Annotated in this window: 16 protein-coding genes and 1 tRNA gene; 8 read left to right on the top strand and 9 right to left on the bottom strand. The window is 58.1% G+C overall.

The window, feature by feature from the left end:
• Positions 1 to 17 precede the first annotated feature (17 nt).
• The 3 genes from NSO95_RS09270 to NSO95_RS09260 all read left to right on the top strand — a co-directional run bounded on the left by NSO95_RS09270 (position 18) and on the right by NSO95_RS09260 (position 2,129).
• Positions 18 to 491: a hypothetical protein gene (locus tag NSO95_RS09270; RefSeq protein WP_257595936.1), complete on the top strand. Its 474-nt coding sequence runs from the start codon at positions 18 to 20 to the stop codon at positions 489 to 491.
• A 172-nt stretch (positions 492 to 663) separates the two neighbouring features.
• Positions 664 to 1,683 (top strand): SPFH domain-containing protein, encoded by a 1,020-nt coding sequence (locus NSO95_RS09265; RefSeq protein ID WP_257595935.1) that lies wholly within the window; start codon positions 664 to 666, stop codon positions 1,681 to 1,683.
• Positions 1,683 to 2,129, top strand: coding sequence for an NfeD family protein (locus NSO95_RS09260; protein ID WP_257595934.1), 447 nt, complete (start codon positions 1,683 to 1,685; stop codon positions 2,127 to 2,129). Before NSO95_RS09265 ends, NSO95_RS09260 begins: the two co-directional genes overlap by 1 nt.
• Positions 2,130 to 2,142: 13 nt before the next feature.
• Here the strand turns inward: NSO95_RS09260 and NSO95_RS09255 are convergent, their stop codons facing one another.
• Entirely contained in the window at positions 2,143 to 3,099 is a 957-nt protein-coding gene (locus tag NSO95_RS09255) for an NAD-dependent epimerase/dehydratase family protein (RefSeq protein WP_257595933.1), read from the bottom strand.
• Positions 3,100 to 3,278: 179 nt separating this feature from the next.
• Here NSO95_RS09255 and NSO95_RS09250 point away from each other — a divergent pair.
• The 3 genes from NSO95_RS09250 (at position 3,279) to NSO95_RS09240 (ending at position 6,585) form a co-directional block, all read left to right on the top strand.
• Positions 3,279 to 3,365: transfer RNA gene (locus NSO95_RS09250), tRNA-Leu, on the top strand.
• A gap of 170 nt (positions 3,366 to 3,535) precedes the next feature.
• On the top strand, positions 3,536 to 4,918 hold the full coding sequence (locus NSO95_RS09245; protein ID WP_366519005.1) for a DUF6538 domain-containing protein: 1,383 nt from the start codon (positions 3,536 to 3,538) through the stop codon (positions 4,916 to 4,918).
• A 38-nt stretch (positions 4,919 to 4,956) separates the two neighbouring features.
• Positions 4,957 to 6,585, top strand: coding sequence for an RNA-directed DNA polymerase (locus NSO95_RS09240; protein WP_257595931.1), 1,629 nt, complete (start codon positions 4,957 to 4,959; stop codon positions 6,583 to 6,585).
• Between the two features lie 276 nt (positions 6,586 to 6,861).
• On the opposite strand, the gene NSO95_RS09235 is transcribed toward NSO95_RS09240, so the two are convergent.
• The 3 genes from NSO95_RS09235 to NSO95_RS09225 form a co-directional block, all read right to left on the bottom strand.
• A complete protein-coding gene (locus NSO95_RS09235; RefSeq protein WP_257595930.1) occupies positions 6,862 to 7,452 on the bottom strand; it encodes a recombinase family protein in 591 nt (196 codons plus the stop codon).
• 79 nt (positions 7,453 to 7,531) lie between these two features.
• Positions 7,532 to 7,783: a hypothetical protein gene (locus NSO95_RS09230; protein ID WP_257595929.1), complete on the bottom strand. Its 252-nt coding sequence runs from the start codon at positions 7,781 to 7,783 to the stop codon at positions 7,532 to 7,534.
• A 57-nt stretch (positions 7,784 to 7,840) separates the two neighbouring features.
• The gene (locus tag NSO95_RS09225; protein WP_257595928.1) at positions 7,841 to 8,248 is read right to left on the bottom strand and encodes a hypothetical protein; all 408 of its coding nucleotides are present in this window, start codon (positions 8,246 to 8,248) and stop codon (positions 7,841 to 7,843) included.
• Positions 8,249 to 9,320: 1,072 nt separating this feature from the next.
• Between NSO95_RS09225 and NSO95_RS09220 the strand changes: the two genes are divergently transcribed.
• Positions 9,321 to 10,832, top strand: a complete 1,512-nt coding sequence (locus NSO95_RS09220; protein ID WP_257595926.1) for a hypothetical protein — start codon at positions 9,321 to 9,323, stop codon at positions 10,830 to 10,832.
• 84 nt (positions 10,833 to 10,916) lie between these two features.
• Here the strand turns inward: NSO95_RS09220 and NSO95_RS09215 are convergent, their stop codons facing one another.
• From NSO95_RS09215 to NSO95_RS09200, 4 genes are all read right to left on the bottom strand, one after another.
• Complete coding sequence (locus NSO95_RS09215; protein WP_257595925.1) at positions 10,917 to 11,108, bottom strand: hypothetical protein; 192 nt, start codon at positions 11,106 to 11,108, stop codon at positions 10,917 to 10,919.
• A 91-nt stretch (positions 11,109 to 11,199) separates the two neighbouring features.
• Entirely contained in the window at positions 11,200 to 11,556 is a 357-nt protein-coding gene (locus NSO95_RS09210) for a hypothetical protein (RefSeq protein WP_257595924.1), read from the bottom strand.
• Between the two features lie 68 nt (positions 11,557 to 11,624).
• A complete protein-coding gene (locus NSO95_RS09205) occupies positions 11,625 to 11,795 on the bottom strand; it encodes a hypothetical protein (protein WP_257595923.1) in 171 nt (56 codons plus the stop codon).
• A gap of 162 nt (positions 11,796 to 11,957) precedes the next feature.
• Positions 11,958 to 12,284, bottom strand: a complete 327-nt coding sequence (locus NSO95_RS09200) for a hypothetical protein (protein WP_257595922.1) — start codon at positions 12,282 to 12,284, stop codon at positions 11,958 to 11,960.
• A 295-nt stretch (positions 12,285 to 12,579) separates the two neighbouring features.
• Between NSO95_RS09200 and NSO95_RS09195 the strand changes: the two genes are divergently transcribed.
• Positions 12,580 to 13,401, top strand: a complete 822-nt coding sequence (locus tag NSO95_RS09195; RefSeq protein ID WP_257595921.1) for an HNH endonuclease — start codon at positions 12,580 to 12,582, stop codon at positions 13,399 to 13,401.
• A gap of 150 nt (positions 13,402 to 13,551) precedes the next feature.
• Here NSO95_RS09195 and NSO95_RS09190 read toward each other — a convergent pair whose 3' ends face one another.
• Positions 13,552 to 14,052, bottom strand: a complete 501-nt coding sequence (locus NSO95_RS09190) for a hypothetical protein (protein ID WP_257595920.1) — start codon at positions 14,050 to 14,052, stop codon at positions 13,552 to 13,554.
• Between the last annotated feature and the right edge of the window lie 339 nt (positions 14,053 to 14,391).

Raw genomic sequence — 14,391 nt, 5'->3', positions numbered from 1 at the left:
CTGGCTTATCCTGTCGGATGAACACTCCGACCGATCCCCGCCCCAAAACCCGCCGCCGCATCCCGTGGTTCTTTCCCGTACCCGTCGCGCCGAACCACAACGCGTGGCTGCCCAGGCGGCAGGTCGCCTTCATCGGCTTTCTCGCGCAAACGCGGTCGGTGTCGGAGGCGGCGGAGCGGGTCGGGATGGCGCGGCAGGGGGCCTATCGTCTGCGGCAGCATCCCTGGGCGGGGAGCTTGGCGGCGGCGTGGGATGCGGCGCTGGGGCTGGAGGCAGCGCCTGCGTGCATAATCGCCCGTTCCTGTAGGAAACCCAATGTGACACTCGACGAGCTCGCGTGGCGCCAGCAGGTCGGCCTGTGGCGGCCCGTCCTGCGCAACAGGAGACTGGTCAACTTTGCCCAAAAGCCTTGTCCTGCCACGCTTTTCCAGCTGCTCGCGCGGCACGACCGGGCTTGTCGCGGCGTGCGTGAAAGCGATGCCTGGGCGTGAAGGCGCAAGGTGCATAAAATGCTGCTCCCGGGTCAACACCTGCCGGACACCCAGTCGTCGCCTCGGCAGCGAACCGGACAACCTCAGGCGCGGATAATGTCCGGTTTTGCTTGCCCCCGCGCCCCTGCGCGTTACTCTGCCTGCGATTGGATTTATCGAGGGGGTTGTATCGATGCTTGAAGGTGCCTTTGCGCTGCTGGTAGTGGCGTTCGTGTTCCTCGCCATGGGCGTGCGCGTGGTGAAGCAGGGTTTCGTCTATACCATCGAGCGGCTGGGCAAGTTCACCCTCGCTGCCGAGCCGGGACTGCATGTCATCATCCCGTTCATCGATCGCGTCGGCCGCAAGGTCAACATGATGGAACAGGTGATGGACATTCCGGGGCAGGAAATCATCACCGCCGACAATGCGATGGTCGGGGTCGATGCGGTGGTGTTCTTCCAGGTGCTCGACGCGGGCAAGGCGGCCTATGAGGTGTCCAACCTCTACCAGGCGATCATGGCGCTCACCACCACCAACCTGCGCACCGTGATGGGCTCGATGGACCTCGACGAAACCCTGTCGAAGCGCGACGAGATCAACGCACGGCTGCTCAGCGTGGTCGACCATGCGACTTCGCCCTGGGGGGTCAAGATCACCCGCGTCGAAATCAAGGACATCCGCCCGCCGATCGACATCAGCGAGGCGATGGCGCGCCAGATGAAGGCCGAGCGCCTCAAGCGCGCCGAGATCCTTGAGGCCGAGGGCGACCGCGCGTCGAAGATCCTGCGCGCCGAGGGCGAGAAGCAATCCGCCATCCTCGAGGCCGAGGGGCGCCGCGAATCCGCCTTCCGCGATGCCGAGGCGCGCGAGCGCGAGGCGGAGGCCGAGGCCAAGGCCACGCAGATGGTGTCCGACGCGATCGCCACCTCCGGCGTGCAGGCGATCAACTACTTCGTTGCGCAGAAATACACCGATGCGGTGGGCAAGTTCGCCACCAGCCCCAACGCCAAGACGATCCTGTTCCCGATCGAGGCGACCCAGCTGATCGGCACGCTCGGCGGGATCGGCGAGCTGGTCAAGGACGCGCTGTCGGACGATGGCTCGGGCCGTTCGCCGCCCGCCGCGCCGCAGGCCCCCACCCGCCGGGTCGCCCCGCAACCCGGCGTGCCGCGTAGCGCGAGCCCGGGCGGCGCAGGCGGAAGGGAAATGTGATGGACTGGCTCGACACGCTCGAACCGCACTGGGCCTGGTTCACCATCGGGCTGCTGCTCGCAGTGGCCGAGATGCTGATCCCCGGCGTGTTCCTCATCTGGCTGGCCGGCGCGGCGCTGATCACCGGTGCGCTCGCCTTCCTGCTGCCGATCGGCCTGCCGCTGCAGATTGCGATCTTCGGCGTTCTTGCATTGGTCGCGGTGTTCGCGGGGCGCAAATATTTGCGCCAGCATCCGGTCGCCGAAGCCGATCCCAAGATGAACCGCCGCGGCGTGCGGCTGGCGGGGGAGACGGCGGTGGTCGTTGCCGCGATCGAAGGCGGTTCGGGCCGGGTCAAGCACGGCGACAGCGAATGGCTGGCGCGCGGGGCGGATACGGCGGTCGGCACCCGGGTGCGGATCACCGGCAGCGACGGCGCGGTGCTGCTGGTCGAGAGCGTGGACTAGCGGGCGCTACCGCCTACGAGATCACCCGCTCCGCCGCGCGGCCGGTGAACCGGCCGTGCTTGCGGTAGCGGACCATCCAGCGGTCGAGGAACAGCCCCAGCGGGCGCGGCGCGATGCCCAGCTTGTCGAACCCGAGTGCGCCCGGGGCGACGACATTGCCGCCCTTGAGCAGCGCCCACTGGTCGCTCGACATCGGGGTGCCCGGCAGCGCGGCGAACACCCCGCTCACCCCATCGGGCACCGCGATGAAACCCCGCTTGCGCTCTTGCGCGTCGGCAATGCGGCGGTTGAGCTCCATCATGGTCAGCACCTCGGGCCCGCCGAGCTCATAGGTCTTGCCGCCATGCTTCGCCGGATCGGCCAGCGCGGCGGCGACCGCTTCGGCCACGTCGTCGACGAACACCGGCTGCAGCGGCGCATCGGGCCCGAACACCGGCAGCACCGGCATCATCGCGATCAACCCGGCGAACATGTTGAGGAAATTGTCGTCCTTGCCGAACACGATCGACGGGCGGATCACCGTCGCCCCGGGGAAGGCTTCGAGCACCAGCCGCTCGCCCATCGCCTTGCCCCTGGCATAGTCGACTGCGCTCGCCTCGTCGGCACCGATCGCGCTGACCTGGACGAAGGCGCTCGCCCCCGCCGCCCTGGCCTCTGCGGCCAGCATGCCCGCCTGCTTGCCCATCAGTGCGACCAGATCGCCCTCGAACGATCCGACGAGGTTCACTACCGCATCGGCCCCGTCCACCACCGCCTTGCGGCTGGCGGCGTTGCCGAGGTCGCACCGCGCAAACTGCAACTGGCCGAGATTGGCGAGCGGCTTCAGCCTGAAGGCCTTCTCCGGGTTGCGCCCCGCGATCCGCACCCGCGCCCCGCGCTCGAGCAGCGCCTGCGCGACATATTGCCCGAGGAACCCGCTGCCGCCGACGACGGTCACCAGCTTGCCGCTCAAGGGATGGGTTCGTGCCATGGTCGTCAGGGTCCCGGTGATACGCTTCGGATTACGCGCGCGCCTTGCCCCAACGCGGGGCCGAGAGCAACCGTTCCGCTGGCCCTGGCGCGAGAAACAGCCGTTGACAGCGGTAGCGGTGCTTCGCTAGTGGCCCGCTCCTACCGCGAGCCGGCATCCGATGACCGACTCGCCTGTGTGCCCAGATGGCGGAATTGGTAGACGCACCGTCTTCAGGTGGCGGCGCTCGCAAGGGCGTGGAGGTTCGAGTCCTCTTCTGGGCACCAACATACTCAAAACAAACACAAAATCGTCTCAAACACGGTCCTCGGATCGTGTTTGCTACGGTTCACTGCTACGGTTTGGTGCCCAGAGTTCAGGCATAAGTCTCAGAGATAATGAGAGAAACAGTCCGCGCGGCTGCTACGGTTTCAGTCACGGTTTGCTACCCAGAGGCATGATGCTTCGGGGCGGTCGGTTCTACCTTCGCCGTCATGTTCCTACCGATATTCAGCCGATCATCCGTCGAGCGGAGGTGTGGCGATCTCTCAAGACGGACAGCTTGCAGATCGCACTGCGGCGTCTGCCGCTGATGACTGCTGCGCTGGAATCTGAGTTCGAACGCATTCGGCATGATGCAGGGTTGACCGTTGATGAGACGATATTGAGACCGTCTGGGGACGATCTGAGGGCAACATTGCTGCCTTCCAGACTTGAGGCTCAGGGGAGCGCCGCACCTCCACCTCTTTCGCTTGAGCAGGCATACGCCCGCTACATGGACGATCCGACCCATCGGTGGTCGCCAAGCACGCGACAAGCTTACGAAACCACCCGCAAATTCGCGGTTGGCATCATTGGGGGTGAAGTCGCAATTGAAGCGCTGTCGCGCGCTCACTGCCGCGATTACCTCGACATGCTCCGATACATGCCTCGCAATGCGTCCAAGCGCTTCCCCAAGCTGAGCCTCAAGGCTGCATCAGACCTAGGCCGCGAGCGAGAGGACATTGAGTTGATCAGCGCCGCCAATGCGAATTCTCACCTCGCCAATTTTTCGAGCTTTCTAAATTGGGCGGTCAATGAGGAAGTCATTGTCCGCAATCCGATGAGAAGCCTTCGCCTTCCCGATACCGTGGCGAAGAAGGACAAGCGCCACCCATTCAGCGCTCAGCAGTTGCAGGCGATCTTCAACGCGCCGCTTTATCGGGGCTGCCAAGATGGCGAGCGCGGATATGCGAAGCCCGGAACAGAGCGTCCGAGAAATGCTCGGTTTTGGGTTCCATTGATTGCCTTGCATACTGGCATGAGATTAAATGAAATTTGCCAATTGGACACTACTGACATAAGCGAAATTGAGGGTGTCCAATGTTTCGTCGTCAGTGAGACATCGCTCGTTGGAGAAACGGATAAGAGCTTGAAGACAGGCGCAAGTGAGAGGCTAATTCCCTTGCATCCGTCCCTCATCGCATGCGGCATTTTAGCCTATGTGGAGGCCCAACGACGGGCAAAACGGGTGAAGCTTTTTCCCGACATTGACCCCGGACCTCGGGGAAAGCGGGCAGTCGCATTTTCTAAGTGGTTCACGCAGTTCATACGATCGTGTGACGCCTACCAGCCACGAACGAGCTTTCACTCCTTCCGACACAATTTTCGCGATGAGTTGCGCGCAGCGCGGATTGACCACGACATTGCGATGGTCCTTGGCGGATGGGCGATTGGTGGAAACTCAAGCATCGCTTCCGAGAACTACGGGGGCGGTCATGGAGTGGGTTCCCTTTGCGATGCAATCACTAAGTTGAGCTTTGCGAAGATCGATCTGTCCCATATCATTGATAAGGGCTGATCGTCTCGAATGTGTAGGCAAAGCCGTGGAGTAGAGCATTGACGTTGAAGGAGAGCCTTCTCAAGGTTGGGTATCTTCCAGAAAACCTTCCGCCGACATTTACCACTGACGCGCTCGGCGGTTTTTTGGCTGCGAAGAAAGGATGGATTTCCAAAAAGCCAGTTCGAGCGGCGAATTACAATGCTTCAAAGCGGGGAATGACCCGACGAACATTTTCGTTGCTTCATCCCCAGACGGCGCATGATCTTGCGGCCTTCATTGATTTGCATGCCGATGCGTTCACCGAGTTCTTCGCTCGCAGTCCGTTCAGCCTTTCTGCTCCTCGATTGATGGAAGACGGTGATCGCGCTGTCCAGATAGCATCACACTCGGAACTAGAAGCGGCTCGACTTGCAAAGCTGGCACCTTTCAGATTCATAGCAAAAACCGACATCTCGCGTTTCTATCACTCGATCTACACTCATTCAGTTCCTTGGGCCTTCCACGGTAAAGCTGCTGCGAAAGCCGATCGAAGGGCGGCATCCGAAGCTACCTTCATGAACAGGCTCGACGCTGTTCTGTGCTCAGGTCAGGACGGCCAAACCATCGGGATTCCAGTTGGTCCTGATGCCTCCCGCTATGTGGCAGAACTGGTGGGGACCGCTATCGATTTGGAGTTCGTGGCACGAGGAGGAGCCGAGAACTGTGAGGTCATTCGTCATGTGGATGATGTGTGGATCGGAGCGCACACCCACGCTGATGCCGAAGCAGCGCTTTGGAAATATCGAGAGGCAATCCGCAGTTACGAACTGGACATAAACGAGTCCAAGACGCTCATAACATCCGAGCAATTTCAGTTCTCAGATGTCTGGCCGAGCGACATTTCGACGCGCATCGAGTTCGCGATTAACTCGCCATCGAAGCGGGTGCCCGACCGTTTGCGCGCAGCACTTGAATACGCCTTCTCATTAGCGGCGAAAGATGGTGACGATGGCATCCTGAAATACACGCTGCGATATCTCGATCGCTCGGAGCTTGCGGATGAGCACTGGGAACACATCGAGCCCTTCCTGAAACGGGCTGCCGTGCATTTCGGTCACACGGTGGACTATGTGGCGCGCATTGTTGTCTGGCGTCATCTTGCTCGTCGCGATCTAGAAATCGCGGAGTGGACTCCGATCATCGTCAATCTCCTGCTACGGCACGGAAGACTCGGAAATGACGGGGAGGTTTGCTGGGCGCTCTACGTCGCCCTCAGGCTTAGAATCCCTGTTCCATTGGAAGTTGCCCGGTCCATTGTTACGAACTGCGGCGCGCTTTCAACGGTTTCGTTGCTATCAATGGCCGAGTTCGGACTGGTGGACGCCGCGATTTTTTCGTTCGCCGAAAACGCTATTATCACAGAGACAGCGTCTGGTGCCTATTGGCCAATCTTCTTGGAATGGCAGGCAAAGGATTGGCCCGAGGGGGTCTTTATGGTTTCTGATAATCCGCTCATTGAAGAAATCGCCGGGAGCAAAATCAGTATTTTCGACGCCACACAGCTACCCGCTGTTTTCGATGATTTTGATGAAGAAGACTTTGGTTCAGTAGGACACGCGATCGAAACCCGCACGAGCCAATATGATGATGACGATGATGATGAAGACGAGGCTCAGGAAGAAGAGGATGATGACCTCGATTTTTGACTGAAACCGTAGCAGCCGCGCGGACTGTTTCTCTCATTATCTCTGAGACTTATGCCTGAACTCTGGGCACCAAACCGTAGCAGTGAACCGTAGCAAACACGATCCGAGGACCGTGTTTGAGACGATTTTGTGTTTGTTTTGAGTATGTTGGTGCCCAGAAGAGGATTGAGCGAGGACTCGAAGCTGTCCGCTTCGGGTTTGGGGTCGAGTTCTTCAATGTTTTCAGTGGTGGTAGGTTCGAGTCCCAGAAGAGGAACCGCACCTCCACGGTCTTGCTCATGCGGCATTGGCCATCTTCACCTTGATCCGATGGACGGTGCCGACGCCGACCTTGAGACGCTTGGCGGTGGCGTTGATGCTGAGCCCTTGGGCGAGCGTCTTCTGGATTTTCTCGACCATGATCGGGGGCAACGCTGGGCGTCCTGCCTTCTTGTTCGAGCGGGCGAGCCCAGCCATGATGCGGCTGCGGATCATCTCACGCTCAAAATCGGCGAACACGCTCAGCATGCCGAACATCGCACGCCCTGATGGAGTTGAGGTGTCGAGCGCCTGTTGGTGGAGATAGAGGTCTACGCCCTTTGAGTTGATCTCATTGAGGAAGCCAACAAGGTCTTGCAGCGAGCGTCCGAGGCGATCCACTGCCCAGCTTGCGACCAGATCGATCTCACGACGGGCAACGGCTTTGAGCAATGCATCGTAGGCGGGACGCTGATCCCGACCTTTGGCACCTGAGATTCCCTCGTCGCAGAACTCGGCGACGATCTCCCATCCATTGCGCTCAGCAACTGCGATGAGTTCGCGGCGCTGGTTTTCGGTTGTTTGGGTGTCCTGAGATACCCGAAGATATAAGGCTGCTCGTTTGCTCATTCCAGAAGATTCTCACAGTTCTGGAATGCGTCAAGCAGTTCTTTTAGTTCACCTTTTTCCTGATCCATGATGCGCAGGATCAGTCGCATTCGACGATCTCAACAGGTTGGGCGAGATGCTCGTCGTAAGCATCTTTGATCTGATCCTCGGTGGCATCGTTGAGGAGGACTGTCTCCGTCATCATCATGTTGAGATAGGCGATCAGGTCATCGAGGGCATCGCGGCGACTAAACGAAGCAACCACCCGGCGCGATGGGGGCAGGTCTCCGATGATGCTGACGTAGATCGTTTGGCAGGCGTGGTAGATGAACTGGTCGGGGGGATATTCCATGATGTCCTTTGGTCATTGGTGATGTCCCATTCTACCAAAGGTGCGGTCCTGGCCGCATTATTGTTCTGCGCCAGCATCTTCAAAATAGCAGTGCGAGACGTGGCGAACGAAGGCACCGCTCGACGCCCTTGGTGAGCGGGGGGTGGATTGTCCGAGATGCAATAGTCTTTGCCCGACCTGCTTGAGCACCCTGCCTTCGATGCAGACGATTAAGGTTCTGCCGCCGCGCAAGTCACGAAGGAACAAGAATGCCTCTTCATATGGCGCGTTGACGATCTGCACTGATACATCTGACGTCACATCCAGATTGATCGCGCGGCATTCTGGCGGGTCCGCTGTAAGTAACAGACCGAGTCCCGTAGCCTCTTCGCGCGATAGGCATCTCACCTTGCGGATGTCCCCGACCTCACGACGGAAGCTGAGGACGATCCGCTCGCCCTCAAGTTCGATTCTGATGGTGTCCATCACTGCGCCACCTTTCGATAGCTGCGAGCTACCGTGACCAAAGCGCCATCATCGGATGTGACGATGTAAGTATTCCTGAGGCGTTCGCATGCTTTGAATACATGATCCCCGAGATCAGTTTTGATCTCAGCCAACACGTCTTTGGTAAAGGTCAGACTCTCGGCTTTACCACGGACCCTTCGAGCCGATCCGTATCTCAAGAGCGTTTCAACTACGATAGGGTTTAAACCTCGCTGTTGGTAACGCCGCTCGAAGTGTCTTGTCCTATTAAAGCCATGCATGGTTGATTCTCCATTGATGGCTTCTCATAATATGCATGCTTTTTATTAAGTCAAAAGCAGCAATTTCTCACATAATCACACAGCATATCGGCAGGAATACGTTGTCGGATAATCCGACAACCTTGAACAACGATGCATGACGCTCATGCCCCATCCATTTTCATCGGGTTTGCGAACAGCCGAACTCGACATCTCCAAACCAAGGCTTTGAGCCAAATCCATGAGCCCGATTTCGGGGTAGGTTTTGGAAGACGCGTCCACGGCCCGACTATTGAGGTAGGGGACCGTCTGGGCAGGGTGAGGGGGCGGGGGGGGAGAATGGTTCATTGCCCCGAGTCATCTCATCTCGTGCTCTAATTGACGAACTGGGAGAAGGCGAGACATCTCGATGTCGCGCCGTCGATCCAGTTCAGCAGGGCGAGGAGGGATCGCTGTGCGATACCGATACGCCCGCCATCATCACTGGCGTGTCCCAAGCCCGACCTGAGCCCAAAACGGCGAACCACATGAAGGGGAAGACATCGCGATGGCGCTCAGCGCTTAATATTGCTGCACCATCAGCATGGGCTCGCGCCACCGCGCAAGCCATGGCTCGCTTCGAACTGCTTCAATGGACGCAAGCGCCCATTCGACCCAGTCCTCGCGATCAGTTTGCGTCCCACCTAATCACCTATATCTCCATAGAAGTATAAGTGGGACAATCCAGGACAGTCGGGCAAAGGACGGTTAAATAATGCATCACGAAAACGAATCAGTTAGAATGAAGGAGTGTTCAATAAATAAGGAGTAACATGAAAATCTATTATGATGATTCACATATGGGCTCAGGAAAAACCGAAAGAGCCATTCGGGAGATCGTAAAATCGCAGTGCAAAGTTCTATTCATTACGGAGCGGATCGAAAGCTTCGCAGAACTTGAAAATCGGATCAACCTTGGTGCGGGCAAATATGGCACTGCGCCTATCATCGACAAGGTGAATTGCGCCCAGACCGACCGCGTGGGTTCGGTCTCACGGCAGATCGAAGCCCTTCCCGAGCGGCACCAGTTCAACGATCATGTCATCGTCCTCGCTACCCACGCAGGAATGCTGCGAAGCGCTTTTTCGGGCTTCTGGGGCTGGCACATCATTGTCGATGAGGTGCCGCCGTTCTTGGACTTCGAGGAAAAGCGAACTCACCTCGACGCTGCGTTCTTCCAAGCTCATTATAAATTGGAAGTGGCGGCGGATGGGTGGAGCTTCGTCAAGGCAACCGACACGAGGTCAGCGTTATCTGTCGCTGATGTCCTCGCCGATCAATCTCACGATCACCTTGCGGTCTTTCATCGCCGAGTTCTTGAAGCAACGCCCGAGAGTTCGAACCGCTGCGTGCTGGTCAACCTTCCAAGCTGGGATAAAATGTCGGATCGGTTGCTTAAATGGTGCTGGGCAAGCGCGTTTTCGCTCAGGGAGCTTGAACCCTTCGATTCCGTCACGCTTCTCGGCAACAGGTTTCGAGCGGATGTGGGTTCGCTCATTTCTCAGCGGTTGAGCCAAGATGATATTGAGTGGGAGGCGCTGCCACCTCCACCACAGGGTCGGCATTTCCAGTTTCGTCCCGTTCACATCAGCTACTTCTCGGAAAGTCGCCCGGCGAGCCGTTACCTGTTCGAATCTAAAGAGGGCCAGGCCATGCTGAGTGAGATCGGCAAGCGGTTGGCGAAGGAATTACGCGGGACGGATCACATATGGACAGCGAATGGGCGGAAGCGGGGCTCGGCGAAGGCTCCGACCCCAAAGGCTCTGCTCGAAGGCGCGGGCATGAATATCGGGAAGTATCTCACCCCGCGACAGGCAGGCACCAACAACCACAGCCATGTGAGCCATGCGGCGGCAATCTACTCGGCGAAAGCATCCCCCAATCTGATCGCTTTGCTCGATGTGCTCGACATTAACCGTCGGGCTTGGGAGCGAAGCATCGAGCATGAGGCGATCTTGCAGTTTGTTACTCGGACGAGCGTCCGTGACCCCGACAATTGCTCACCAGTGCGCCTGTGGGTCTTTGATCGCGATCAGGCGCTTTACCTCAAGAGATACTTCGACGGGTTGGGCTTTGCCTCGGCAACGATGTCGCTGGCTACGGACGGCCCTGCTATCCCCGCCAAGCAAAAGGGCGGTCGGCAAGCGAAGGTGTTTGCTCCACACGAGATTGATGAGCGCAAAGCGATCAAGACAGCGAAGGACAGGGAACGGAAGCGACGGTATCGGGCTCGCAAAAAACAGGAGCGCGAAGCCACAACCACGCAGATCGATCAGGCTGCGTAAGGTGCTGGGGCATCGGTCGAAGGTGCCCCATCGCCTAATCGAGGACTTCGCCTATCGCGCCACTTTGGTGATCCACATCCAGCCCTATTTCCCGTTGATCGCTGCCCATGATATCTTGAGCTTCTTGCCCGCCGATTTCGGCAAATCCTTCCGATCAATGAGCTTGCCGCTGATCTCAAAATCCTCATTGATCCTGACAACGAAGACCTTGCTGAAATGGCGGTCGAGGTTGATCTCGACGACATCGCTTCGTTTGAACGGGGTGATCGTCTTCACCTCAACGAAGTCGTTGCCCAGCTTGCCGTCCGACCCCTTACCTTGTCAGGGATTAGATCAATTTAACGTCAATTCTGATGGAGGCACGACATCAAGCTACGCCATGGCGATATGCAACCTTCCGCACGAAGATTGATCGCTCTGGGCCATCACCGGTCGCTTCGATTGCGCGAAGATACTGATTATGGATGCAACGCCCCAAATCGCGGATCGATGTGGCGTCGAGGCGTGCGATGACGTGGGGCTTGCCGACACGCATCATTGTGAACCAGCCCAGCGAACGCTTTCCGCCCTCGACCATCAATGCCATGTTCGCGACTTCGATGTTGACGGTCTCGCGCAGCGTGCATGATCGCAGCATCAAACAACCGAGAGCCACAGCATCCTGAGGTGAAATGCGGGACGCGACTGAGGGCTCAGCCTCGGGCTTGAAGGTGATTACGATCAACTCACCATCGAGAGCGATTTCGATGATGCCAGCCTTGGTCTCAGAAACGGATTGAGCGCTGCTCAGTGCTAGCTCATCCAGATCAGTGAGCCGTTCGCATCAACGACGCGCACCCGCTCGCGGTTTGGCTGGCGCGCGACGGATCGCGCGCTTTGGATTGCGACATCCTTCGATTCAGTGTCCGATGAAAGCGTCCAGTTCGTGCTGTTCGAGCGCATGTATTCGACGCGATAGATCATCGATCCTCCTCGGCTGAGTGTGCAGGTCAATAGCTGATGACACCGTGGAATTGCCCACCGTGCCCGCCATCTAGTGGACTGTCAGAGTTCGGGAATCCGTCAAGAAATGGTTCGGACACGGCCCCATTCTGAGGCCCTTCATGTCTGCAACAGGAGGGTTGCTCAGCGCTGAGCGCGGCGGCGCGCATTGTTTGCGGCGATCACGGCGCGGCAATGACTGAGAGCAGAAGCGCGAAACATGGCGGCATCGAGCGCTGACTCAAACCCCATGACGATGATGCCCCGGATTCCTCGCACCGTCTGCTTCCACTGAGCTTTGCATTTGCGGCGGCACCAAAGGCGAAGTTCATCACCCAATTCCTCAGGGCATTCGTTCCGTCCGATGGTGAGTGTGACTGAGTTTGAAGGCGTGAAGGTCCGATTGCGGAGATCGTCGGTTGGGTGATTGGTCATGTCGTATTTAGGCAAAAAACCGAATTCGGCGCGCAACCTGAGCATCTGGCAGGCTGCTGTAGGATCGCCAACGCAGTGTCCGTCTCAGTCAGGCTCATGGCGCGATTTCCGTGACCCCCGCCTGATTATCGTCCCAGCCTGTGCGGATCATTGGCGAATGGGCGGCTCCTCAATGCCTATCATGCAACAGCGCGGGGGAAGCGGAAGCTGCTGCGACGTTCTTAGTAGGCCGTTTCAGCGAAGCCTCGGCGACCATTGCGCCAAGTCGGACATGTTAACCTATTTTCGCTACTGATCAGCATGTTACGCAATTAACCGAGGGACGACTTAGATGGTGGAGAATGCCCAAGCTATCGAACGGCTATCGATCCGTGAGCCAATCCCAGAAATCTTCGAAGCATGGTATCTGCTCTCAGCAGCAGCCGACGCACACCTTCACGGCCAATATGCGGCAGCGCGTGCCCTCTTTGCCAGAGCCAACATGCCCGAGGTTTACGACTGGGCATGGGCTGACTGGAAAAGGCCTAGCCTGAACATCAGATTCCCCAAGCCAGAGAATGACACTGTTTCGATTCCAAAAGCTGATCGTGATCTGGTGCGGGCACCGACCAAGGCGATGAAGCAGCAAGTGCTGGCGCGGGACGGATATTGCTGCCGTTACTGCGGCATCCCTGTCATCGACGCGGACATCCGCAAGATCGTCCATCAGAATTATCCTGACGCCGTGCCTTGGGTAAGCAGCGCGCCCGAGCAACAACACTCAGCATTTTCGTGCATGTGGCTCCAATATGACCACGTTGTCCCTCACAGTCACGGGGGTCGCTCGGACGAGGAGAACATCGTCGTAAGCTGTGCGTTGTGCAATTTCGGCAAGCAGGAATACACACTCAGGCAGCTTGATATTTCTGATCCTCGCACGCGGCCACCTGCCATCGCGCCGTGGGACGGTCTGGAACGGTTGCGCGGGGAAGTCGGCAACGCGATGATAGAGAAGGCACGCACAGCCCTTGGCCGTGAGCGGTTCCAAGCGATCAAGTTGAAGGTCATGATGGCCAAGAAGGCCCGCGCCGACGGCGAGAAGGCAGGAGATATTAAGCCATACACCAACGAGGACATGAGGCTCTCACCATTCTCGATTGACGATTATCGGTAGAGCAATCGCCTGCGGAAACAGGAGAAAGAGTGACGCGAGGCTCGTTCCTCAGATTCCTACTCAGGTAATCACCACCTATCATGCGACGGCGTGCGAGGGACGGCGGCTTGTTCAAAATCAGTGAGGAGATCATGGCGACGATCGTTGGGATCAACTTTGCGTTGACCGCCTCAAAAGCCGAACCCGCCACCTTTGGCGCAGCGTTTCCCGATCGGTGTCCAGCCCAGTCTCTTCCTCGACCCATGCTTGAAGGTGCGACTTCTTTTTGGCGGCGATAGCGGCTTTCTCAAGGGCCAGCTTTTCAGCATATTCGGGTGACCTGCTATATGCCGCAAAGGCAGCGCGGCGGGCTTTCTCCCTTTCCTTCTGCTCAATCCCTTTCCGGCGCTGCTTCTCAGCCGCTGCCGCTTTCTGCTGGCGGGCCAGCGCCCTCCGCTCCTCTGGACTGCGACGCTTAGCCTTCTTGAGGACCGTTGTGACCTCAGGTTGTTTTTGACGTCTTCGCTTTATGAGAGCCTTATTGTGTGCAGCAGCCGCAGCCCGTTCGGCATTGGCTGATCTGGTGCGCTTTCGCTTCTTGACCCCCAAAGTCATAACCTCATCGGGCGTAACAAAGTCGGTCACCCGCTGATATCGAGCAGGATCAAGCAACCTCTGTGATGCGCGAGACCAATCTAACCGCGACAAGACCATCCCTCCGTCAACCACGCAGGCAGAACAATCGTCAAAACAGCCTAAGAAACAATCAATTTCCAGCCCAGCCTGTCGCCACAATCATCTCTTGGCGGTTCGGAAAGCGCGGACTATCCCTGTCCGTATGAACCCCGTCGAGATCGAAGAAGCCGTCACCCAACTCGCCTCGGAGCCGTTTGATCGGGCTGAGTTTGAATAGCCCCTAGATTTGTGGACGCTTTCTTTCCTAATTTTGAGGACAGGAGGCGACGATGGGTAAGGCTAATTTCAGCGACGAGTTCAAGCGCGATGCGGTGG

It is taken from the genome of Parerythrobacter lacustris (assembly GCF_024626475.1).
GTDB classification, from domain to species: Bacteria; Pseudomonadota; Alphaproteobacteria; order Sphingomonadales; family Sphingomonadaceae; genus Parerythrobacter_A; species Parerythrobacter_A lacustris.
Note: the sequence above shows the minus strand (reverse complement) of the source record. Positions and strands in the feature narration are given on the sequence as shown.

Bases quoted from the DNA above. Each gene is read 5' to 3' on its own strand.
- NSO95_RS09270 (WP_257595936.1), top strand. From the start codon at position 18: ATGAACACTCCGACCGATCCCCGCCCCAAAACCCGCCGCCGCATCCCG.
- NSO95_RS09265 (WP_257595935.1), top strand. From the start codon at position 664: ATGCTTGAAGGTGCCTTTGCGCTGCTGGTAGTGGCGTTCGTGTTCCTC.
- NSO95_RS09260 (WP_257595934.1), top strand. From the start codon at position 1,683: ATGGACTGGCTCGACACGCTCGAACCGCACTGGGCCTGGTTCACCATC.
- NSO95_RS09255 (WP_257595933.1), bottom strand. From the start codon at position 3,099: ATGGCACGAACCCATCCCTTGAGCGGCAAGCTGGTGACCGTCGTCGGC.
- NSO95_RS09245 (WP_366519005.1), top strand. From the start codon at position 3,536: ATGATGCTTCGGGGCGGTCGGTTCTACCTTCGCCGTCATGTTCCTACC.
- NSO95_RS09235 (WP_257595930.1), bottom strand. From the start codon at position 7,452: ATGAGCAAACGAGCAGCCTTATATCTTCGGGTATCTCAGGACACCCAA.
- NSO95_RS09230 (WP_257595929.1), bottom strand. From the start codon at position 7,783: ATGGAATATCCCCCCGACCAGTTCATCTACCACGCCTGCCAAACGATC.
- NSO95_RS09225 (WP_257595928.1), bottom strand. From the start codon at position 8,248: ATGGACACCATCAGAATCGAACTTGAGGGCGAGCGGATCGTCCTCAGC.
- NSO95_RS09220 (WP_257595926.1), top strand. From the start codon at position 9,321: ATGAAAATCTATTATGATGATTCACATATGGGCTCAGGAAAAACCGAA.
- NSO95_RS09205 (WP_257595923.1), bottom strand. From the start codon at position 11,795: ATGATCTATCGCGTCGAATACATGCGCTCGAACAGCACGAACTGGACG.
- NSO95_RS09195 (WP_257595921.1), top strand. From the start codon at position 12,580: ATGGTGGAGAATGCCCAAGCTATCGAACGGCTATCGATCCGTGAGCCA.